This window comes from Mesoplasma sp. JKS002658, from assembly GCF_023566355.1.
GTDB lineage: Bacteria > Bacillota_I > Bacilli_A > Mycoplasmatales > Mycoplasmataceae > Edwardiiplasma > Edwardiiplasma whartonense.
In genome coordinates this window covers 69,299-93,267 of the sequence record NZ_JAKNSW010000003.1, presented here as the reverse complement: position 1 = coordinate 93,267, position 23,969 = coordinate 69,299, and the positions used below count along the sequence as shown (strand labels likewise).

At 33.0% G+C, this 23,969-nt stretch carries 18 protein-coding genes and 1 CRISPR repeat array; of the genes, 2 read left to right on the top strand and 16 right to left on the bottom strand.

Translation table 4 applies throughout. The annotated features are described in order from the left end of the window. Positions 1 to 2 precede the first annotated feature (2 nt). Entirely contained in the window at positions 3 to 1,307 is a 1,305-nt protein-coding gene (locus tag LD125_RS03445; protein ID WP_250137622.1) for an adenylosuccinate synthase, read from the bottom strand. 285 nt (positions 1,308 to 1,592) lie between these two features. On the opposite strand from LD125_RS03445, the gene LD125_RS03440 reads away from it, so the two are divergent. Beyond that, complete coding sequence (locus LD125_RS03440; protein ID WP_250136670.1) at positions 1,593 to 2,189, top strand: FMN-dependent NADH-azoreductase; 597 nt, start codon at positions 1,593 to 1,595, stop codon at positions 2,187 to 2,189. Between the two features lie 48 nt (positions 2,190 to 2,237). On the opposite strand, the gene arcC is transcribed toward LD125_RS03440, so the two are convergent. The 4 genes from arcC to LD125_RS03420 all read right to left on the bottom strand — a co-directional run bounded on the left by arcC (position 2,238) and on the right by LD125_RS03420 (position 7,120). After that, on the bottom strand, positions 2,238 to 3,167 hold the full coding sequence (arcC, locus tag LD125_RS03435) for a carbamate kinase (protein ID WP_250137623.1): 930 nt from the start codon (positions 3,165 to 3,167) through the stop codon (positions 2,238 to 2,240). A 26-nt stretch (positions 3,168 to 3,193) separates the two neighbouring features. Next, complete coding sequence (locus tag LD125_RS03430; RefSeq protein ID WP_374982243.1) at positions 3,194 to 4,738, bottom strand: YfcC family protein; 1,545 nt, start codon at positions 4,736 to 4,738, stop codon at positions 3,194 to 3,196. Positions 4,739 to 4,904: 166 nt separating this feature from the next. Next, entirely contained in the window at positions 4,905 to 5,897 is a 993-nt protein-coding gene (gene argF, locus LD125_RS03425) for an ornithine carbamoyltransferase (protein WP_250136667.1), read from the bottom strand. Positions 5,898 to 5,917: 20 nt separating this feature from the next. Continuing rightward, positions 5,918 to 7,120, bottom strand: coding sequence for an arginine deiminase (locus LD125_RS03420; RefSeq protein ID WP_250137625.1), 1,203 nt, complete (start codon positions 7,118 to 7,120; stop codon positions 5,918 to 5,920). A 273-nt stretch (positions 7,121 to 7,393) separates the two neighbouring features. On the opposite strand from LD125_RS03420, the gene LD125_RS04045 reads away from it, so the two are divergent. Beyond that, positions 7,394 to 9,391: a type IA DNA topoisomerase gene (locus LD125_RS04045; RefSeq protein WP_250136665.1), complete on the top strand. Its 1,998-nt coding sequence runs from the start codon at positions 7,394 to 7,396 to the stop codon at positions 9,389 to 9,391. 154 nt (positions 9,392 to 9,545) lie between these two features. Here LD125_RS04045 and LD125_RS03410 read toward each other — a convergent pair whose 3' ends face one another. The 11 genes from LD125_RS03410 to mnmG all read right to left on the bottom strand — a co-directional run bounded on the left by LD125_RS03410 (position 9,546) and on the right by mnmG (position 23,969). Beyond that, the gene (locus tag LD125_RS03410; RefSeq protein ID WP_250137626.1) at positions 9,546 to 11,795 is read right to left on the bottom strand and encodes a hypothetical protein; all 2,250 of its coding nucleotides are present in this window, start codon (positions 11,793 to 11,795) and stop codon (positions 9,546 to 9,548) included. A 76-nt stretch (positions 11,796 to 11,871) separates the two neighbouring features. Further along, positions 11,872 to 12,436: a CRISPR direct-repeat array (repeat unit 37 nt; unit sequence GTTCTATTCCCCTGTGAATCCACAAGGGTGTATACCA). A 294-nt stretch (positions 12,437 to 12,730) separates the two neighbouring features. Continuing rightward, positions 12,731 to 13,951, bottom strand: a complete 1,221-nt coding sequence (locus LD125_RS03405) for a rod shape-determining protein (protein WP_250136663.1) — start codon at positions 13,949 to 13,951, stop codon at positions 12,731 to 12,733. Between the two features lie 20 nt (positions 13,952 to 13,971). Beyond that, on the bottom strand, positions 13,972 to 15,093 hold the full coding sequence (locus tag LD125_RS03400) for a rod shape-determining protein (RefSeq protein WP_250136662.1): 1,122 nt from the start codon (positions 15,091 to 15,093) through the stop codon (positions 13,972 to 13,974). A gap of 267 nt (positions 15,094 to 15,360) precedes the next feature. Then, positions 15,361 to 15,759, bottom strand: coding sequence for a hypothetical protein (locus tag LD125_RS03395; protein ID WP_250136661.1), 399 nt, complete (start codon positions 15,757 to 15,759; stop codon positions 15,361 to 15,363). Between the two features lie 100 nt (positions 15,760 to 15,859). Continuing rightward, on the bottom strand, positions 15,860 to 16,957 hold the full coding sequence (gene ychF, locus LD125_RS03390; RefSeq protein WP_250137627.1) for a redox-regulated ATPase YchF: 1,098 nt from the start codon (positions 16,955 to 16,957) through the stop codon (positions 15,860 to 15,862). A gap of 27 nt (positions 16,958 to 16,984) precedes the next feature. Next, entirely contained in the window at positions 16,985 to 17,707 is a 723-nt protein-coding gene (gene rsmG / locus LD125_RS03385) for a 16S rRNA (guanine(527)-N(7))-methyltransferase RsmG (RefSeq protein ID WP_250137628.1), read from the bottom strand. Beyond that, a complete protein-coding gene (gene pgsA / locus LD125_RS03380; protein WP_250137629.1) occupies positions 17,694 to 18,353 on the bottom strand; it encodes a CDP-diacylglycerol--glycerol-3-phosphate 3-phosphatidyltransferase in 660 nt (219 codons plus the stop codon). Before pgsA ends, rsmG begins: the two co-directional genes overlap by 14 nt. A 19-nt stretch (positions 18,354 to 18,372) precedes the next feature. After that, entirely contained in the window at positions 18,373 to 19,992 is a 1,620-nt protein-coding gene (locus LD125_RS03375; protein ID WP_250137630.1) for an APC family permease, read from the bottom strand. 75 nt (positions 19,993 to 20,067) lie between these two features. Beyond that, positions 20,068 to 21,687: an APC family permease gene (locus LD125_RS03370; RefSeq protein WP_250136656.1), complete on the bottom strand. Its 1,620-nt coding sequence runs from the start codon at positions 21,685 to 21,687 to the stop codon at positions 20,068 to 20,070. Between the two features lie 152 nt (positions 21,688 to 21,839). Continuing rightward, entirely contained in the window at positions 21,840 to 21,962 is a 123-nt protein-coding gene (locus LD125_RS03810; protein WP_284069457.1) for a hypothetical protein, read from the bottom strand. A 111-nt stretch (positions 21,963 to 22,073) separates the two neighbouring features. After that, positions 22,074 to 23,969 carry a tRNA uridine-5-carboxymethylaminomethyl(34) synthesis enzyme MnmG gene (mnmG, locus tag LD125_RS03365; protein WP_250137197.1) on the bottom strand — a complete coding sequence of 632 codons (1,896 nt, stop codon included), beginning with the start codon at positions 23,967 to 23,969 and terminating at the stop codon, positions 22,074 to 22,076.

The window sequence follows — 23,969 nt, the reverse complement described above, 5'->3', positions numbered from 1 at the left end:
CTTTAACCTCCAAACTTATCTAATAAATTAATTGTCTGTTTGCGGTCAGGACCAACAGAAAAACCTTGAATCGGAATATTACATAACTCTGAAATCCGGTTAATATAGTTTTTCGCATTAACAGGAAGTTCATCTCAACTAGTCACTTTGGTAATATCAGTTTTTCAGCCTGGTAATTCTTCATAGACCGGAGTGCATTTTTCATACTCAGTATTTGATGCGAGAATTGTATTAATCACTTTGCCTTGATAGTTATAACTAGTACAGATTTTAATCGTCTCTTCACTATCTAAAACGTCGAGAAGAGTAATAAATAAAGTATCAAGTCCTCCAGTACGAATTGAGTAGTTCATAGCGACCGCATCAAATCATCCCAACCGACGGGGGCGTCCAGTATTTGAACCATACTCGTGCCCACGTTCTCTTAATCGATTACCAGTTTCATCTAATAGTTCAGTCGGCATTCCCCCAGTTCCTACCCGAGTATCATAAGCTTTTGCCACTCCAATAACTTTATTAATTAGTTTATTGTGAATTCCTACCCCAATACTAACATTGTTCGCTGTAGTATTAGAGCTGGTAACAAATGGGTAAGTGCCATGGTCAAGATCTAATAAAACCCCTTGTGCTCCTTCAAATAAAACCATTTTTTGAGCCCGGATTGCGTGATCTAAAAATTCCCCACAATCAATAATGCGGTCTTTAATTGCTTCATACTGGTTAACTGCTTCTTGATAAATTGTTGCAAAATCAACTGCTTGGCCTTGATAAATCGTAGTAATTAATTGGTTATGATATTCCACTTGTTCTTGAAGTAACTCTTTAAAGTTGGGTTCTTGAAAATCACAAAGACGAAGACCACATCTTGAGGCTTTATCAGCATAAGTAGGACCAATACCGCGCTTGGTCGTACCAATCTTTCGGTTAGCACGAACCTCTTCTTGTAAGGCATCAATTTCTTCATTGTACTTAAAAATAACATGAGCACGATCAGAAATAAATAAGTTTTTGGTATCAATGCCTGCATCTTGTAAAATCTTCATTTCACTATTTAATTTAGTTAAATTAACTACACACCCATTGCCAATAATATTGATTACTTGAGGATTCAAAATTCCTGAAGGAACAATGGTTACTTTGTATTTCTTTCCTTCATTTCAAATAATGTGACCAGCATTATCTCCTCCCGCAAAACGAACAACCAGATCAGCATCCTGAGCATAATAATCAGTAATTTTTCCTTTACCTTCGTCCCCTCATTGAGAACCAACCACCACCAGGGTTTTATATTCTTGGCTATTTAACATTAAAAGCTCCTTATCAATAAAAACAACACCACTATTCAATGTTATTTCAGAAAACTCACTAACCAAACAATGCTAGTAGAACTCATAATCTAGAATTAATACTTGGTAAAATCCCAACCTCTTTATTCGATGAGATAGTTTTCTTTTTATCTATTTAATACTTTTTAATTATATCTAAAAGTTAGTCAGAAACAAAAACCCAACCATTCAAGTTTAAAGATCCTTGACTGGTTCATTTTAAGAAAATACTTAATGATATAATTAGAACGAAAGTAGGTGAATAATATGAGTAAAGTATTAGTCATTAGTACTAGTGTTAGTGCTAAAGAAAAATCTTATTCGTTGGCATTACTTGACCGTTTTTTAAAACACTATCAAGCAAAAAACCCTAGTGATGAAATTATTAAATTAGATTTAAATCAAGTAAGTATTGCGCAAAAAACATTAAATGTTGAAAACCAAGCTACCTTTTGGGATGAAGAAACTAAAGAATATATTAACCAGTTGAAAACAGTTGATAAACTAGTAATTGCTTCACCAATGCACAACTTTAACATTCCTGCAATGATGAAGAACTACTTAGATCACGTTTTATTAGCTAATGAAACTTTTTCTTATAAGTATAGTGAAAAAGGTGATGCCAAAGGTTTATTACCAGACTTAACTGTGCAAATCTTAACTACTCAAGGCGCTCCTTATGGGTGATATCGCTGAGGCAATCATACCGATTATTTATGAGGAACTTGAGATTTTGTTGGGGCAAAGGTGAAAGAACCAATTTTGGTTGCAGGAACTAAAACTAAGCCTTATAGTCAGTTAGAACCAAGCAAAGTAATTGATGAATTCGATGCTAGAATTAAAGTTGCAGCAGAAGAATTTTAATAACAAAAAAAGACTAAGTTAGACTTAGTCTTTTTCTTATTTTAACTTTTAATTTTTAATCAAAGTTCCTGATTCACCTTTGATGACCGCTCCTGCCTTGTCTAAGCTTCCAATAATTGCTGGTCTACCTTGGGTGTTCTTCACAAATGACATTGCTGCCTCCACTTTTGGTAGCATACTCCCTGGGGCAAATTGTCCATCCTTGATATAACCATTTAACTGGTCAAGAGTTAAATTTGCAAATGTTTGTTGATCTGGTTTATTATAGTTAATTGCCACTTGTTCAACAGCAGTTAGAATAATTAATTTATCAGCATCGACTAATTCAGCAACCTTAGCTGCAGCAAAGTCTTTATCAATTACTGCAGCCACTCCTTTTAGCGTATTATTATCATTAACCACCGGAATTCCCCCGCCCCCAGTAGAAATGGTAATAAAACCAGCAGCAATCATCGTTTTAATAATCTCTTTTTCCACAATATCAACTGGGCGAGGTGAAGCAATCACCCTTCTTCAACCTCTTCCAGCGTCCTCTTTAATATCTCAATGATTAGTTTCAACCATTTTTTCTGCTTCTGCTTTTGAAAGAAAACTTCCAATTGGTTTGGTAGGATTTTTAAAAGCAGGATCATTTTGATCAACAATAGTTTGGGTGATGATTGAAGCTACCTTTTGACTCATTTTTCGCTTGGTTAATTCGTTACCAATCGCATTTTGCAAATCATAACCAATATACCCCTGACTCATCGCCCCACATTCAGGAAAATCAACCACTGGTGAATGCTCATCAGCTTTATGCGCTAAATCAAAACCATTGTTAATCATTCCCACTTGAGGTCCATTTCCATGAACAATAATTAAATCAAAACCTTGTTGTACAAAATCAACTAAATTTTTAGCCGTATTTTTGACAATTTCTTTTTGTTCTTGAGGATTATTACCTAAAGCATTTCCTCCAATTGCAACTACAATTTTCATTTTTATTCCTCCTTTAATTACCTTTTTTAGGCAATCTTTCCTCCGATGACTCCTCCAATTGCTAGCAAAATCACTGAAAGTACCAACAAACCAGCTAAGAAGGGTCAAATTCCTTTTAAGAACTTTCCATAATCGACACGAGCAATCCCAATTGCTCCCATGACAACTCCACTAGTTGGGGTAAACAAGTTTAATAAACCACTAGCAAAAGAAAAAGATAAGATTGATCCAGATCCAGCAATATCTCCAGCTACCAAATTAGGATTATTTGGATCAGCAGAAACTGTACTTGCCAATAGGGGAAAGACCGCAGTTGCAAAACCAGATGTCGAAGGAATTACAAAAGAAAGAGGAAGGAACAATAAGTAAAGCACAACAATTCTTCCTACTGGACTAATACCCCCAACTGAATCGGTTAGACCTTTAACAAATAGTTCTTGAAGGTGAGATTGTTCAAGAATTACTCCTACTCCTGCAGCAGTCGCAATAATTAAACAAACACTCAGAATATCAGCAGCACCCGCCATAAATTGTTTTAAGAAGCCATCTTCACCAAGACCATTAACTAATCCAAGCACAATTGCACTAATTAAGAAAAAGCAAGCAACAACTGTTAAATCCCCAATTCCAAACCCAGGAATTAAGGCAGTTAGATAAGGAGCACGATTATTGATTGTTTTTCCAGCATCAGCAAACTTACTTCCTCCCAAAATTGAATCTCAACCAATTAAATAAACAATCATTAAAATAAATGACAAAGCAAAAACTGCAAGCGTAAGTTTTTTTCTTCAATCCATTACTACGATGGTTTGGCTTTCACTTAAAAAGAACTTTTTATCCCCAGCAAGAGTGCTAAAAGTAATTGATTTAGCAGGATGTTTTTTTGTTTTAATTGCATAAGTCATCACCCCAATAATTGCTGCAGCAGTCATGATAAGTCAACAAATTAAACGTCAAACCAATCCATCTCCAACACTAATAAATTGAATACTACTATCGACATTACCAGCGCCACTATTTAACGCGTCAACTGCTACTGTAACTACAAACGGGTTAACTGTTGAAGCCAGAGTTCCTACTCCTGCTCCAACTAAAACAATTAATAACCCTGTAAAGACATCAAAACCAGCAGCTAACATTAAGGGGATACAAATCATGTAGAATCCTAAAGATTCTTCAGCCATTCCTTCCACAGTTCCACAAACAGAGAAGAAAAACATCAAAGGAACAATTGCTCAAACTTCTTTACCTTTTAAGGCTTTAGTAATTTGTTGAGCAAAACCATCTAAAGCTTTAGAATTAATGATAATTGTAATATAAGCACCAAGCATAAGGATGAAAATGATAATTCCACTTTTATTCATAAATCCTTGAAATAAAGAGTAGAAAATATCAACAATTCCCATTGCCTTAATAGTTTGAGGTTCAGATTGAGTAATTGGAATTCCCGTCGATGGATCATAACCAATGATAACGTTAACATCAGTTTTAACCCCAGTTCAATGTAAAATTCACGTTACTAAAACTAAAATTGCAATAATCAGTAAAATAATCGAAAACGCAGAAATCATTTTGAACATTTTTTTGTTCTTGGGTTTTTTGGTTTTCTGAGAAGAATCAGAATTCTTATCAACTTCTGAACCTAGCTTTTGACTCTTTTTCAATTTAACTTCGCTAGTTTTCTTCACTAACTGGTAATAATCAAGCATCAAGTTCTCCTTTGTCAGTTTAAATTCTTTAACCAATTGTCGCGACCATTACCGCTTTAATTGTGTGCAAACGGTTTTCGGCTTCTTCAAAAACAACCGAATGTTTTGAACGAAAGACTTCGTCAGTTACTTCCATTTCATTTAAACCAAATTGTTCGTGAACTTGTTGGGCTGTTTCAGTGTTTAAATCGTGAAATGCTGGTAAGCAGTGCATAAATAAAACATCAGGTTTAGCATTTTGAATCATTTTCATATTGACTTGATAAGGTTGTAAAAGTTTTACCCGTTGGTCCCAAACTTCTTTTGGTTCTCCCATTGATACCCATACATCAGTATAAATAGCATCAGCATCTTTACTAGCCTTCATTACATCAGCTTCTAATTCGATAATTGCACCAGTTTCTTTAGCAATTTCTTGACATTGTTCAACCAACTTAGAATCTGGTCAAACTTCTTTTGGTGCACAAGCTACAAAATGCATTCCCATTTTTGCACAACCAACCATTAGCGAATTTCCCATATTATTTCGTGCATCGCCACAAAAAACTAATTTCAATCCTTTTAGTTTACCCTTTTCTTCTTGAATGGTTAAAAAATCAGCCAAGATTTGGGTAGGGTGAAATTCATCAGTTAATCCGTTTCACACTGGTACTCCCGAATGAGCTGCTAAACTTTCAACATCAGTTTGTTTATAACCACGAAATTCAATTCCATCAAACATTCTTCCTAAAACTTTAGCAGTATCTTCAACTGATTCTTTCTTCCCAAATTGAGAACCAGAAGGTCCTAAATAAACTGTTCCTGCTCCCTGATCCATTGCTCCCACTTCAAAAGCGCAACGAGTTCTGGTTGAGTCTTTTTGAAACATTAAAGCAACATTTTTACCTTTTAATAATTGGTGTTCATTTCCCGTATACTTAGCACGTTTTAAATCACGTGACAAATCTAATAAATATTGGATTTCTCTGGGAGTAAAATCCAATAATTTTAAAAAACTTCTTCCTTTTAAATTAACACTCATAAAATTTCTCCTTTATTTAATTATTTGGTCTCTAAATCTTCACGATAAAGAGGCATCGTCATACAACGTGGTCCCCCTCTTCCACGAGAAAGTTCGCTTGAAGGTATAATTAAAACTTCTACACCCGCTTTTTTTAATAATTCAATAGTGACGCTGTTGCGTGAATAAGCAATTACTTTCCCTGGTTTTAACGTAATAACATTAGTTCCATCATTTCATTGCTCTCTACCAGCAGCAACAGGATCATCACCACCACAACGGATAATTTTTACATCCTTATTGGTCGCTTTCTTTAAAACATCAAGTAAAGATTTATCAATTGTTTTCATCTCATCACTATCAGCATCTAACTCATAAATTTTAAATTCACTTAAATTATCAAAAATTAGGGGGTGTGCGATAAATTTATCATAATCAATGTTAGTGAAAACTGTATCTAGGTGCATAAACGCACGTGATTTTGGTAAATCTAAAACAATAATTTTCTTATATGAACCATCAGTAAAAATATTTTTTGCAGCAATTTTAATTGCTTCCATAGTTGTTCGTTGTGAGCAACCAATAATTAGGGTATCTTTGTTCAAAACTAAAATATCACCACCCTCGATACTTGGCACTCCGTTACGTTCATAAAAATAAGGAACTTCACCTTTAAAACGGTCGTGATTTTTAAACACAAAATCGGGGAAGAAAGTTTCTCGATTTCTAGTTTCACTTCACATACGGTGCATAGTAATTCCGTGACCAATTGAAGCAAAAGGATCACGTTGGAATAAAACGTTTGGTAAAGGGTCAGCGACAAAAGGATAATCTTTAGCACCCGCTTTAATTCCTAGTTCAATCTTTTGAGTTCCCCCAATCATCTTATTAATCATGGTTTGGTTATCCATTTTTGTTAAATAATCTTTAAATTGATCAACGAATTCTGGTTTAACGTTTGCTTCTTTAATAAATTGATCAACGAATTCTGGTTTTAAGTCTGGATTTTGATCTAAAGTTTCAGCAGCCAAAATTTCGACATAGAGTACTTCTACCCCATTTTGACGCATCAACTCAGTAAAAGTATCATGCTCTTCTCTAGCAACCTTTAGAAAGGGAATATCATCAAATAGTAAACGTTCTAGAAGTTCGGGAGTTAAATTTTCCACCTCTTCTCCTGGTCGATGCACTAAAACAGTTTTTAAGACCCCAATTTCTGAAAACACATTAATTTTATTAGCCATTAAACAATGGTCCTCGTTTCTATAATTGTTTTGAAATATTACAATCACCTTTATTGTACTCTAAAAAAATAAATTAACTGTTATTTTTACAGTTTAACTGTGCTTTTGACAGTTATTAATATTCTTGTTTTTGCAATAATGCTTGTTAGAATAGATATTATTAATTATGAAGAAATCCTTCTCCATCAAAGAATAAGAAAAAAAATATTGTTTTTTTCAATTCTTTTTAAAAAGTTTATGGTAAAAAATGAAACAGAGAAAGTTAAGAGAGACATGGGAAAGCAAAAAAATATTTTAGTACTGGTTGAATCTCCAACCAAAATCAATAAAATTAAAAACTTTTTAGAAACAGGTCATCCTGAAGTTAAATTTGAAGTATTAGCAAGTGGAGGACATATTACCAAAATTCCTAATCGAGGCAAGGATAATTTGGGTATTGATGTTCAAACAATGACACCAGAATTTGTCAACGATCGTAGTAAAACCAAAAACATTACTGCCATTAAAAAGGCTGGAAAGAAAGCAGATTTGATTGTTTTAGCATCAGATCCTGACCGCGAAGGAGAAGCGATTGCTTGACATTTAAAATCCTTGTTTACCGATGAAAATAAAGTAGTAAAGCGCATGACTTTTGATGAAATTACTCCAGAAGCAGTTCTGGCTGCGTTTGACCAATTGCGAGATGTTGATCAAGATTTAGTTAACGCTCAAATTTCTCGACAAATGTTAGACAAAATTATTGGATTTTTAATTTCAGGAGTTTTACAAAAAGCTACTGGTCTTTTGAGTGCAGGAAGAGTTCAAACCCCAGCGTTAAATATCCTAGTCACTCGTGATAAGGAAATCAAAGCCTTTAAAGAGATAGCTTATCAAAAGATTAAAGTAATTGATGAGCAAAAAAATATTCACCTTGATTTAAATAAAGATCAACAAGGAGTTTTAATTAATAAACCAGAAACTTATTATTTGATAAAACCTCTTGATGAAAAGATTATTAATGAGTTAACCACGGAATATAAATGTGTTGATTATAAAGGAGCAGAATTCGAGACACGCTCATTTAAACCTTATTCAACTGCGGGGTTATTACAAGATGGGTTTAGTAAGTTGCGTTTGAGTAGTGCACAAATTACAATGACAGCCCAAAAGTTGTACGAAGAAGGATGAGTCACTTATATCCGTACTGATGCGCAACGATATAGTGAAAGCTTTATTCAAGAAGCTCATGACTATATCGATAAAAACTATGATACTAACTTGTTTGCACAACCTTTAAAACCCAAAGGAAAACAAGGTAATGTTCAAGATGCCCACGAATCAATTCGTCCCACTCATTTAAGTGATACACCCTGAAAAATTGCTGATCAGTTTGATAATGATTTGCAAAAGCGACTATACAACTTAATTTGGTGAAATACCTTAAAATCTTTAATGCATGGTCCTAGCGGAATTAACCATCGCTGAACCTTTGATAATAATGGTTATGAGTTTAAACAATCATGACAAGAAGTCAAAAACTTAGGTTATCAAATCTTAGATCTTGACCAGACTGATGAAAACATTGAATTAGATGATAATGACCAATTGGTAAGTAAAAACCACGAAACTGCTCCTGCTCTTGAAAAGAACAATGACTTCATCCTTAACCTTGGAAAAGATCATATTGTTAATGAAAATGCTAAAACCGCACCACCCAACATGTACAACCAAGCTTCGCTAGTAAGGGAATTAAAACGTTTAGGTTTAGGAAGACCTTCAACTTACAACCCGATTTTAACTAAACTTCAAGACCGTAGTTATGTTAAATATCATAAAGGCAAACCAATTGTGGTTGAAGATAAAGGTTATATTGCTAATAATTATTTATATGCAGAATTCCCTGATACTTTTGATGTTGGTTACACAGCAGGAATGGAAGAAAACTTAGATAAGATTTCTGAGGGAGAACTTGATTTCCACCCTTGGTTAAAAAATATTTATGATGAATTATCAACTAAAGTTGAAGCAGAAAAACTAAAGGTCAAAGCAGAAAGTGATATTATCTGTCCACGTTGTGGTCAGGGTCATTTAGTCTTTATCCGTTCTTATTTCAATCGTGGCCGTGGTTGTTCAAACTTTCCAATCACTGGTTGTTCTTATCGTGAATACGAACAAGCTGATGGCACTTGAAAAGAGTATGTTGCTCCTGAAAAAATTGATGGAGAAAAGAAAACTACCAAGAAAAAGACCTCAAAAAGAAGTACCACTCGAAAAACTAGTACAAAGAAATAAAAAAAACTAAACAAGATTCAAGTCTAACGCTTACTCTTGTTTAGTTTTTTTGTTCCTGCATATAATTCTGATTTATATTAGATTAAAAAAACAAGTTATATTTCCCATTTTTTCTATTAATTAAATCTATCTCAATTTAAAGAATATTATTTCTTTATCTTTGATTCTTAAATTCATTATAAATTTCAGGACTAACAAATCTTGAATGCATAATAGTATCAAGAGGTCACTTTGCTTCTTTTTGGCTTAAAGAATCACGTTTATTCTTCACTCAAATTACAAAATCAATCAATTGATCGTTACTTAAGAATTGAATTAAATCTGTATCTTTATCAATTTGATTAGTTGTCATCAAAAATTTACTACGGTTAATCTTTGAATAGTTGAATTGATATTTTTTTTGTTTAAATTCAGGTTTATTAAAGATATAAGTAATCAACTTTATTGCTTCACGATTAATAGGTAAATTCAGGCTTTTGAAGGTTATCTCGTTATTATTTTCAAGAATAACTGTTAGTTCTTTTTTCTTATTATCATAAGATAAATTTTGGTTACTTGAAACAAATAAGTTTTTTAACAAGAAATTTTCTAATTTTTGTTTATTAATTTCATAATTATTGTCATTTGGATAAGTTAAATAAATAAAACTTGATAAAAAAGCTTTATAAAAAACTTTTTTATTAGTCATCATTCTTTGTTTATTATTTTGACGCTCCAAAATTAATGAATAATAGATTTCATTAATTTTTCTATTATTTTCTTTTTCAACAAAGAAAGCGTTGATGAAGTAATCTGCTTGTAAAGAACTTCCAAAAACAGTAGTTATTGCATCAATTACAGACTGAATTATTTCTTCTGAATAAAACTGAAAATCAAGAACATCTTTGTAGGTTTGATTATTCTTTGCCAATAAAAGGTTTAAATCACCATAAAAATGAGAATAGAACCGATCAATGGAGTTTTTATCAACTTTTATTCGTTCGCTTTCTTCAGTATTTTGGTTCCCAAGATAAGCACCCAAACTCTTAAGGGTGGTTGATAAAAACTCCTTTAAGAAGGTTGGTTGGATTTCATTTCCTTTTCTAGGATTAATCTTGTTGTTATATTCCTTACTTAAATAGTTTTTACTCTTCACTCTATTTTTAAATTCTTCTAACTTATTGTGCTGACTATGAATATCTTTTTGATCAAGCTGTTGTTTGGTATTAGAAGTATTTTTTAATACAGTAAGTAAAGAACTTTTTTTATCATTTAGTAAATTGTTTTTATCCAAGAAACTAAAAATATTCTTTGAGTTAAAATGAATTGTATATCATTTGAACTTATTGTTTTTATAGTTCTTTAAAAAGTCGTCATCGTCAATATTAATATCTGTTTCTTCACCATACTTCAATTTCTTGACTTGAATTAAAAGAAAATTCTTCGCATCCGGTTTTAAATTATTAGAAAAAAAGAACAAGTTAAACTCGTTGTCGCTAATTTTAATAAAGTAAATTTTATTCTTATCTAATTTATCATAATCAACAATATTTGCTCGTTTATATTGAACCTCTCTTTGTTCACTATCTTCTTTTATTGGTGCTATCTTTCCATAATTTTCCTCTAAAAGAAAATTTCCTTTTGATGAAAAATATTCAATTTCCTCCTTACTAATTAACCTTAACAAAGTGTAAATATCAGAATTATTAAAAAATGAATATGCTTTATCTTTGGGAGTTAAGTCTGGAACTTGGCTAAGTTTACTATACAAGTTTCATCCCCGAATTTGTAAATCATCATACTTAGTTTGAAATTCTTTATCACCAATAATCTCAGTATGGGTAACCACTTCTTCTTTAAGAATATAATTCAAAACTTCTTTTATTTCGGGGTCATTATCAAAAATAGTTTTCAACCTTAGGTTATTAGGATTTAACAATCCACTCAATTCAAACTTATAAAGAAAAAATGTCATCGACAAAATAACAAGGGATTCAAGACGAAACTTAAGTTCTTTATTATCAAGATACTTTCTAAATAAATGATTTATTTTTTCGTATAAATAATTCTTATTTGCTGAAATTATCTTTTCTTTGTTAGATTCATAAATTTCTTGAAGATATTCTTCAATTGAACCTTCAAATTCAAGAATAGTTTTATTATCTGGTTTGAATAATTCTTCATTAGAATGACTTAAAATGGCTCTAGTTCTTTTATTCCATTCTCACAAAATTTTATCAAGTTTCTTAATTTCTTTTTTGCCAACAAGAATTGTTTGACTATCAGCATTTACGATCTTATTAATAGTTCGTAAAGATGATGGTCTTGTTTTTAATTTCCACTCTTCTTCATCTCTAAATGATAAAGCGTTAAATCCATAAATTAAAAACAAATCCGCTGCAATTTGCTCGTTTAATTTGTTCATACTTTTTCTCTCTTCTGTTCTTTAAGATTATAAAACAAAAAATCTCCACTACATAATCGTAGTGGAGATTTTTGAGGTTCTATTCCCCTGTGAATCCACAAGGGTGTATACCAAAAGATTCGCTGAATTGGCCGAAAGCGTCGTTCTATTCCCCTGTGAATCCACAAGGGTGTATACCATACAACGCCGCAATTAAAAAATTAATCGAGTTCTATTCCCCTGTGAATCCACAAGGGTGTATACCATCATTCAGATTTACATTTTAAAGAACCATGTTCTATTCCCCTGTGAATCCACAAGGGTGTATACCATTTCTCGTGCGATTAAAACTGAACCAATCGTTCTATTCCCCTGTGAATCCACAAGGGTGTATACCACCTAATGCTTTTGAACAAATAAAAAAAGAGTTCTATTCCCCTGTGAATCCACAAGGGTGTATACCATTTAAAAAATGATTTGAATTAGAAGATCAGTTCTATTCCCCTGTGAATCCACAAGGGTGTATACCTTCTGTTGAAAATTGTGTTTTGATTGTACCGTTCTATTCCCCTGTGAATCCACAAGGGTGTATACCATCTTGAAATCAAATTAACTAAACCAGCCGGTTCTATTCCCCTGTGAATCCACAAGGGTGTATACCCACACAACTATTTAAAAAGACGATGCAACAACTTTATTTACCCAGAATTATACAGGAATAAATATCTGAAACATCGTCATTAACGTTTATTGTACTCTTCTAAGATAAGATGGAAGTAAATACAAATCTAAAATGAATAAATATGAGAAATTTTTGCAATCTCCTATTAAATATAGGAGTGGATGCCTTTGTGTTTTACACACCTTAAATATACTATAAAAAAGTTAGTAATTAAACTATATTTTTGAAAGTTAATAAAAACCTCCTATTTTACTAGGAGGTTTTGGTTTTATGACTATCTACTTAAACTATAGATATCACTTTTTGTTTTTCTAAAAGAGTTGAATTTCTTTTCTTCAAGAATTTCACGATAAATTTCATCGCGATACTTTACACAACCATTGATTACATCATATAAAGGCTCAGCAGAACAACGAACTTCAAATTCGTCCCCTTCATAAACCTCACTAGAAATTAAGTTCCCTTTTTGATCAAAATCTTCTAAATGGTATTCTTTGGCTAATTCTGCTTGAATAAACTTATCAATTCCCTTAATGTAAGCTCCACCACCAGAAATGGTGATTCCTTTACCAAGTTTCTTTAAGTCAGCAACTGATCCTAAAGCTTTCTCAGTTGAAAGTCTTAACACCTTTCTAATTGCAGGAATAACGTGTTCACGGAACTCGTGAATCATTACTTCTCTGATTTCTTCAGGAGTAACATAAATTGTTTTTGAAATTGAAAGTACTTCTCCAGATTTAGCACTATCTTTAGGAATTAATAACCCGCTTACACGGTAAGGGCGTTCGTTTGGTCCGGGCACTAAAGAAGCAATCGCTTTTTTTAAATCTTCAGTTTCTTTTAACCCAATATGTACACTCTTAGTACTTAAAATATGTTCACGAATCTTTTCAGTTAAATAATCTCCAGCACAGTAGCTTGAAGCTGAATGCAAGATTGAATCCTTAGCAATTACGGCAATATCAGTTGATCCACCACCGATATCAACTGACATAATTGAAGTTCCGAAGATATCTTGTCCAGAACCCAAAGCGGCCATCTTTACTTCTTCTTGAACAAATCCCCGACTAGCACCAAGTTTAGTTACAATACTTTCTAATGCTTGGCGTTGCACTGGATTAATATCACTAGGAGTGGCCATAATTACCACTAACTTTTTTTTGGTTGCTTTAGAAATTTTGAAGTGGTCAAAAATTCTAATCAAGATTCTTTCTAATGCTTGAGGATCAGCAATATTTCCATCACGTACAGGACGTTTAATAGTAATATGTTCATTAACTTTATCAACCAAAGATTTGGCAGCTTCACCATAATAAACCCGGTTCTTTTCATAATCTTCAGCAATATAAGAAGGTTCATCAAAACGTAGACCAGTGTTAACATAACGAGCTTTCATGTTTTCTGTTCCTACATCCATACATAACCACTCATAACCCGCAATCGAGTCATTAAAAGTAGCACTCTTTTTAAATTGTCATTTTTTAAAATGTGTCATTTCTTTCTCTCTCCTTTCGCCTATCTACTTGGTCTGATAAATTCTTTATCATACAAGTCGTTTTTATACATTTCATAAATTTCAGTTCCCTTAATTACACAATGACGTGGTTCGGGAGCAATAATTACTTTTTCTAAGTCTAATCTTTGAGATAGATAAAGATCAATATTTCTCAATAAAGATCCTCCTCCAGTTAAAATTAAACCGTTTTCTTGGATTACTTTTGCAAAACTTGCTGCAGAACGCAGAATTATTGATTTGCAAAGGTTCACAATTGGTTCAATTGCTTCAAGAATAATTCCTTGAATTTCTTCTTTTTGTAAAATGATTTTGGTTGGTTTTCCAGTTTTCAAGCTTTTTCCATAAATCGCAATTTCTTTATCAATATCTTTTAAGTCATCATGACCTTGAACATTGATTCCAACTTCAATTTTAATGCTTTCTGCTTGTTCTCTGATAACTGAAATATAATGCTTATCTTCTAAATACTTTTGAATCGCAGCATCGATAGTATTACCAGCAACATTAACTGAATCTTGAACAATAATATCTCCAGTAGCTACAATCGAACAATCAGAAGTTCCAGCACCAATATCAAGAAGAAATGCTCCTTGTGAATCTCAAATTGAAATTCCAGCACCAATTGTTGCTAATTTAACCGCAGGCATGATCACAATTTTTTCTGCGTTCATTACCTTGCTAAAGTATTCATATCTTCTAAACTTTTCACTGAAGTTAGTAATTCTTGCTGGTTGGTTACCGTGTAAAGCTTGTCTTAAGACATCTTCATCCAAACGATAAATCTTTGAAGGTACAGCCACCAACACCACCGAGTTCTTCCAAAAAGATCCTCATTTTCAAATTTTTTTATTATTAACTTGCACGATATTTACAAAAATTTCTGTTAATAACGCCACTAAAGCATTAACATCAGAAATTACTCCGTTAGCTAAAGGCTCACGCACAAGTTTATTGGTTGGTGATTTATCACGCATAATTAACGCTTCTTCACCGATAAACACTTGACCACTTTCATTATCAAAAACAATAATCGAAGGTTGGTCGTAGACAATTTGATCATTAACTTTAACAATCAAATTTTTTGTTCCTAAATCAATAGAAACCATATTGACATTTTTCATCAGTTTCATCCTCTCTAAAAAATTTATATAGTGTTTTAATTTATTGTTTTATTTCTCTATCAATTCTAATAGAGATGAATACTGATCAATGAAGGAATTTTGAGGGGCTTTTTACCTTTCTCATTTGTTATTCTACAAGATATACACTCACAAAAAATAGTAAACTAACAAATAATTAAAATATTTTTCCAATTAGTAACGTTTAAGTGTTTTTTTGAAAGGATGAGGTAAAAATTTGCTTTTTTAGATAAAAAAAACTAGGACCGTTTATGATCTTAGTTTTCTTTTTGACTTTTCTTTACTAGTCTTTTTTGCTGTTGATTTTTGACTAATAGCAGCGATTAAAGCAACTAAACAAGGAAAGATTCCTGAAAAAATTGTTAATACTAATAAAAAGTAGGGGTTGTATTCCTTACTTCTCTTAAGATACTCGCAACCAAAAGCATAAAAAATGGTTAACAAAGCGCCTCCACCAATCATTGGTAAACATCAATAAAAAACATTAATGTTTAGTTTATGAATTTCTAAAGTTTGGTGATGAATATTGCCCCCTAAAATCAATCAATAGATTAAAAAGTAGGAAAAAAGACCAATTGTCAGGCAAGCAAACAGGATAGTAAAAAATGTTAAAGTAACATAAGAAAAAATTCGAAGGTTTTTATTCACAGATGCGTTCCTCTCTATACAATCTCCTCTTTGATTATATAAATAAAGCAAGCTATCAACAAGATATTAAGACCCCTTATTAACATTTTGTGTAAATATTCTACTTATTAAACTTAAAGAAGCAAATGTCTCCGTCCTGAACTTGATAGTTTTTTCCTTCCAAACGCATCTTTCCTGCATCTTTTACTCCCTTTTCTGATCCATACTTGACAAAATCATCAAAAGAGTAAACGTCAGCTTTAATGAATCCCTTTTCAAAATCGGTATGAATTACCCCTGCGGCCTGAGGAGCAGTATAACCAGTCTTTATTTGTCAAGCATGAGTTTCTTGGACTCCTGTAGTGAAAAAAGTTCGCAATCCTAAAGTGGTGTATGAGACTTGAATTAATTCATCCAATCCAGTTTGCACAGCACCTAAATCGGCAAGAAATTCTTGTTTTTCTGCCAAACTGACTTCAGAGAGTTCAGCTTCAATCTTGGCACAAATTTTTACTACCCCAGCGTGATGAGCAGTAGCAAAGGCTTTAACTTGTTGCACATAATGATTATCTTCGCTTAAAGTCGTGTCATCAACGTTTACTACATAAATAAAGGGTTTAGCAGTTAAAAGTTGGAAGGTTTTTAAAAGCTGAGTTTCTTTTTCATTTAAAATCAATTCACTTAATAACTGGTTATTTTTCAAAGTAGTTTGGCACTTAATTAACAAGTCGTATTCTGCTTTTAAATCGCTATCATGATTAGTCTTTAGTTTGGGAGCCAATTTAGCAAGACGTTTTTCAATTGATGCCTCATCAGCATAACCCAATTCTAAATTAATGATTTCAATATCACGAATCGGATCTACAGCCCCTTCTACATGCATAATTTCCTTATCATCAAAGCATCGTACCACTTCACAAATCGCATCAGTTTCACGAATGTTAGCTAAAAAAGCATTTCCTAAACCTTCACCTTTTGAGGCGCCTTTAATCAAACCAGCAATATCAACAAACTCAATCGTTGTGCGAACCACTTTTTTTGATTGGTTCTTCTCACTTAAAAAATCTACGCGCACATCTGGAACTTCAACCACACCAACATTTGGTTCAATTGTAGCAAACGGGTAGTTTGCAGCCTCTACTTGTGAATTAGTAATCGCATTAAATAGGGTTGACTTACCAACATTTGGCAAACCAACAATACCGACCTTTAAACTCATCTTTACTCTCTCCTTGTTTTTCTACACTTATGATTCGAACCCACCACTTGATTTTTTAATCACCCGATAACTTCGAGGATAATCTCTTGGTGTTTTACCTAACTTTTGATAAAACAAATTAACTCTAACACCTAAATACTTATCAACCAGAACTTGCTTATTCACCAACTTTAAATTTAATTTCTCTGCTAAATTACCACTTCTAGTAATTTCTTCTTCAGCGCGCGGTCCTTTTAATAAAATATAAGTTCCTTCAACTTTGAGCATTTGTACTCCTAATTCAAGAATAATATCCAAATAAGCAACTGCTCGAGAAACGATTATTTCAAACTCTTCTTGGTGTAAGACGCTATATTGTTCAGCACGATCACTAACTACTTCAATACCCTGTAAGTCTAAAGTATTAATCACTAACTTCAAAAAATTAACTTTCTTTTGGCTGGCTTCAATCAATACCATTGTTAATTGCGGAAAGAAAATCTTTAAAACAATCCCAGGAAATCCTGCTCCACTACCAATATCAGCAACTTTTTGTTGGTCTAAATTAAATTGGTTGGTGAACAATAAGCAATCAAAAATATGCTTATAATAAAAATCAGTTTCATTAATAATCCGGGTTAAATTATACTTTTCATTTTCTTGAACTAATAACTGGTAATAGTTATTTAATTGTTCTTTCACCAAAGGGGTTAAATTAACATTAATACATTGATCAAAAAGGTTTCACTGGTCAAAGTTACTTGCCTTCATGTTTGAATAAATCCTTATATCCGTTTTTAAAGTACAATCCACCACTATACAAACTAAAGATAGTGGCCAAATAAATCGGGATTAATACAAGTTGATTTAAATAACTATATTCATCACCTAAAACTTGATTAGCTGATGAACCGTTATGGAAATACAAGTAATTAATAAAGAACAATAAAGCTAACCCAACCATTTGAAAGACTGTTTTTAGCTTGCCATAAATTCCTGCCCCCAGAGTGACTCCCTTACTTGCTAAATTCATCCGAATAAAGTCTACAAAGATATCTCGTAAAATTAGAATCACTGTAATTCACACTGGTAACATTTTAGTAACTGCAAACAAGATAAGCACAGAGTTAACTAGTAATTTATCAGCAATCGGATCGAAGAACTTCCCAAAAGTTGTCACTTGATTGTATTTCCTTGCAATATAACCATCCAAAAAGTCAGTAAAAGAAGCTACAATAAATACCAAACCACCAGTTAGCATCATTACAGGTAAGTGAAAATCACCATTGTTAATTGCTCATTTTCAAGTTGGCGAAGCTAACTGATTAATTTCTGCATAATAAGAAACTAAAACTAAAGCAATGACTACTGGAACTAAAATCAGACGTAACAAAGTTAAGCGATTAGGTCAATTCATTTAAATAGTTCTCCTTACATTACTTCATTTTATCATTTTTAGTTTTTTTAGGTGATGATTTTGATTTTGGATCACGACGATAATAATTCTTTCAAGGTTTAAATTTAAACATAAAGGGAGAAAAATCTTCGTCATCCAAATACCCATCAAATCCACCAGGAAAGGGATGAATCTTAAAGAATTGTTCTTGAATTAACCACGCAATTACAGTTGAAAGGATTAGACTAACAAAAAGAATTAAAAAGTACATTCCACTAGTATCAACAAAACGGGTTTTATGAGTAGGGTCACTATCAATAAAAGTGTAAAGTCCTGCCAAAATAAAAATAGTTACAAAGATTCCTGAAATAATACTTAAAATCGGTACTCCAGGATATTTATCAACCTTGACCTTATTAGTTTTGCGGTTAATTAAAGCAGCAAAGATGAGAACATCAACAATGAAAAACGAAAGAATTGAACCCACTGACCCCATAATACCAATAAATTCAATTGGTCGTTCACTTAAAGAATTATTCATTGTAGTCCACCCGTGTCAATCGCCACGATGAATAAAAATTCCCATCGTTAAACAAAGGATATAGAAAAAACTTGCTCCTGTTATTCCAATCACCGCACATTTAAATTTACTTATCTTTCCCCGACGTTCACCCACAAACAATAATTTTGCTTCTACATCAGACTCTAAGTTAAGAATTCCAATCATGCTAAAGATGTTAAGGTTTAAAAAGCAAATTAGCATCATCATTAAGTTAGGAATGATTTTTGCAGCGATAGAACTATTTCCTAACATTCTTTTAAACAAGAAGGCGATTGAACCATCAGGTGAGCCTAGGAATAAAGAAATGGCCATTAAGACATAAAATGAAGCTGCGAAAATCATTCCCGCCATTAAAGCTTTTGGTACTACTTGTTTATGAGTAGCAGTTTTTTGAGAGTTAGCAATAAAATAAAACCCGTCAAAAGAAAGCATAATTCCCCCAAATCCCCGGAAAAAACTAGTTGCTTTCCAGTTGTGCTGTGATCAATCACCTAAATGTTCACCTTGATAAAACCCTTGGTTAAACATCGCACCATTTTTTCCACTCAAAACAAATCCAGCGACCAGGGCAATAAATAAAGGAATAAATTTAAAGATATTTCCCCCCACTTGCAATCACTTTGATCACTTTGGTTTAAAAGCATTAAATAAGGCGAAGAAAACCATCATAAAAATTCCCAGACTTAAGTAAAGAATTAATTGAAGACCCGCACTTAACTGAATACCAATAAGCTGAAACAAAAAGAAAATAAACGTCCCGGTAAATAAAGCATAAAAGGCAGGTGTATAAATAACTAAATAAAGCAAAGCAAAAAATGAAGCAGTTTTGCGATTGATAAATAACTTAGTTCAGTTTCCCATTGTTCCGTTACCAAAGTGTTTAGTTGATGATGATATTTCTATAAACACTAAGACACTCAAAAAACAAACCAGACCCACAATTGCTCAAAGCATAATACTAATAATCGGGTTTTGGGTTGCTTTAATAATTTCAGTATTTTTAATATAAATTCCAGCGCCAATGACAGTTCCTACCACCATTGTAAAAAGGGTAAGAAATTCAAAGGTTTGCTCACTAATTCGATGCTTTTTTATCATTTTTAACCCTTTCTCTCTTAATATAAAAAGAATATAACAAATCCTTGATTTTTTTCCCTCTTTTTTTAAAATCAATTATCGGTGTTTACGCTTTTCTTTCCCAGAATTTTTGCTAGGAAAGAAGACCTGATCCCAACTAGGAATTTTTTTATGTTCAGCAGATAATTCTCCGTCAAACCCATTTTTAAACGGATACTTCTTAAAGAGGTGTTCTTGAATTAAAAAAACAATTAAAACAATTAATAAAGAAACTATCATCGAGACGGTAAACCAAATACCACTGGTTTGAACTCAAGGAGTTTTATGATTAGGGTCAGGATCAATAAAGGCATAAATTCCTAGAATTGAAAACAAGAACATAAAAATTCCTGAAATAATCCCACAACTAATAACTCCATTATATTTTTCAACCTTGACCTTATTAGTTTTGCGATTAATAACTGCTGCAAAGATGAGAACATCAATCATGATAAAGGCAATCGCGGTGTCTGCAGAAGCAATAATGCCAATATATTCAGAAGGTTTATTGAAAAAATAAATTAATGCTTGACTTTCTGAAGGAACACCTTTGAATATATTGTCATTAACTCAGTTTAAATCAGTATGAATTCCGTTTCATCCGTGACTGGTTATTAAAAAACCAATTAAAATAAAAACAACATAAACTACAATCGAAACCCCAACTTGGAAGAAGGCGGTTTTTGCATGACTAACACTAGTTTTATCTTTGCCAATAAATAAAAGTTTCGCATCAGCATCTGATTCAATTGAAGTAGCACCAATGATTGTAAAAACATTAACATTTAAAAGACAAATAATCATTAGCAAAATGTTAGAAGTAATTCGTGAAGCATTACGCACACTTAAAGAAACTTCCTCACCGCTTTTCCCGCCAGCAAACATCTTTTCAAACAAAGAAACAATTGAACCATCAGGTGAACCTAAAAATAAAGAAATTGCAATCAAGAGATAAAAAGCAGTGACAAAAACCATCCCAAAGAATAACGCTTTAGGAACTTGTTCTTTATGAGTTACCCCTTTTTGAGCATTACAAATATAAACATAACCATCAAAAGAAAAGAGAATTGCCCCAAATCCGCGTAAAAATAAGGAAGGATCTCATTGGTGAGTACTTCAATCATTTCCTGCATAACCCCCATTGAACATCGCTGAATTTTTATCAATTAAACAAAAACCAGCGATTAAAGCAACAATTAAAGGAATGAACTTGAAAATCGTCCCAAAGAACTGAAGTTTCTCCCCAATAATCGGTTTTAAAACATTAATTGTTGTAAACCCTAACAAAATAACAATTCCCGCGACTAAATAAATCGTTAATTGAATTGAAGGTGTAATCTCTTTACCAATCGCCTGTAATAAAAAGGTGACAAATGAACCTGTAAAAAACGCATAACAACTGGGCATATACATAAAGACGTAAGTTAAACTAAAAAAAGAAGCAACCTTTCGGCTAATGAATAACTTAGTTCAGTTTCCCATTGTCCCGTTACCAAAATGACGGGTCGAAGAAGAAATTTCCATAAAAACGATGACACTTAACACACAAACAATTCCCACGATCAACCATAGAATAATCCCAATAATTGGATTTTTAGCTTGTTGTAATAGTTCACTATTTTTCATGTAAATACCAGATCCAACCACTGTTCCTAGTACCATCATAAATAGCGTCATAAATTCAAAGGATTTTGTTCTTGTCTGGCCTGCTTTTCTCTCCATTGAATTGCTCCTAAAAATATACTTAGATTTTATAACAAAGTGGGGAAAACACAGGATTATTTTTTAAGAAACAAAAAAACAACCTTTAAAGGTTGTTTAAGACATTTTTATTCTTTAGACAAGATTTCTAAAGTACGAACAACTTTTTCATCAGACATTATAAAATCACGATTCTTCTTGATATTCGCCTTCATCTTCGCAAAATCAGCCTTTGTCACTTCTCTTCGCATATTGATCAATACCTTTTCGTTTTTTAATTATAAATTAGCAAAGCTCTTTCCGCAATTCATTTATTGTCTTTTCTTCTGGCTCTTCTGCATGATTTTTTTCAACAATTTCGATTAATTATAGGTTTTTTGATCAAGAGCATAGTTATTCTTTAAATAAAATAACAACATCTGAATATCAGCAGGATTAACTCCTGTAATTCGAGAAGCTTGACCGATTGAAAACGGTCTGACCTTCATTAGTTTTTGTCTCGCTTCAGTAGCAAGGTTGGCAACTAATTCATAGTTTAAATCCGTAGGAATTAGTTTTCGCTCTAGTTTAGCAAAGCGAGCAGCTTGTTTTTTTTCGTTTTCAACATAACCTTCAAACCGACAGTTAATCACAATTGATTGGGCAAGGGTATCAGAAATAGTTGTTAAACTAGGGAAATAAGGTTCAAATTCTTTTAAATCAACTTTTGGTTGTTTTAAAATCTCATAGGCACTCAAACCTTGATTAATCACTGCTTGACTAGTTGCAATTAACCGCATTGCCAATTCACTTTTTGGCGAAAATCGTGTCGTTTTTAATTCACTAACAATTTGTTCAACTTTTGCTTGTTGTTCTAAAAATTCTTCATAGTCAGTTTGAGAAACCAGCTTCATTTCATAACCAATTTTTCTCAATCGAGCTTCAGCATTATCATTTCTTAATAACAAACGGTGTTCAGCTCGACTAGTTAATAAACGGTAGGGCTCTCAGACTCCTTTGGTAATCAAATCATCAATCATGACCCCGATATAAGCTTGATCACGGCCAAGAATTAAAGGTGGTTGATCATCAATTAATCTTGTAGCATTAATTCCTGCAATTAATCCTTGTCCTGCAGCCTCTTCATATCCACTTGTGCCATTAATTTGTCCTGCAGTAAACAAACCATGAATTAACTTGGTTTCTAAACTTGGCTTTAATTGTTGAGGATCAAGGCAATCATATTCAATTGCATAAGCTCATTTTTGTACCCGTACGTTGGCAAATCCTGGTAGACTTCTTAACATTTGGTCTTGAACTTCAATTGGCATTGATGTTGAAAAGCCTTGTACATAAAAAGTGTTCAAACTTAGTGATTCTGGTTCAATAAAAATTTGGTGGGTCTCTTTAGAAGCAAAGCGGACAATTTTATCTTCAAAACTTGGACAATATCGAGGCCCTGTGCCTACTTCTTTACCAGAATACATCGCTGAGGCCGCTAAATTTGCTTCAACAATCGCTTTAGTTTGGGGTGTAGAGTGAATTAAGTAACACATTGCTTGTTTTTCTAAAGAAGTGAAGGTTTTGGTTTGACTAGAAAACGAAAGCTTTGCATCAGTACCTGGTTCTAAACTTGCTTGACTTAAATCCACAGAATCTTGAAAGACTCGGGGAGGGGTTCCGGTTTTAAAACGCGATAGCATAAAACCATAATCAGCTAAGGTTTTTGATAACCCCGTGGTGGTCATTTCTCCATTTGGTCCTGAACTTGTCCGACTATGACCCATTAAAACATCTGCTTTCAAGTAAGTCCCAGTTGTCAAAACCACCGCTTGGGCAGTTATTTTTCGTCCATCTTGTAAAATCACACCTTGAATATGGTTTTGTTCATCAATAATTAAATCAAGAACAGCACCAATTACTAAGGTTAAATTAGGGGTGTTTTTTACAACATTTTCCATATATTTTGAATACGCTATCTTATCAGATTGCACCCTCAAGGCTCAAACTCCTGGTCCACGAGAAGAGTTCAAAAGTTTAGTTTGTAAAGCAGTGGCATCAGCTGCCTTGCCCATTTCTCCTCCCAGCGCATCAATTTCACGCACGACAATCCCCTTGGCAGGACCTCCGATACTTGGGTTACACGGCATTGTGGCAATTTTGTCATCATATAAATTAATCAAGGCAGTCTTCTTGCCAATCTTAGCACTCGAAAGAGCAGCTTCTACTCCAGCATGTCCAGCACCAACGACAATGACTTCATAATTTTGGTCATTCAT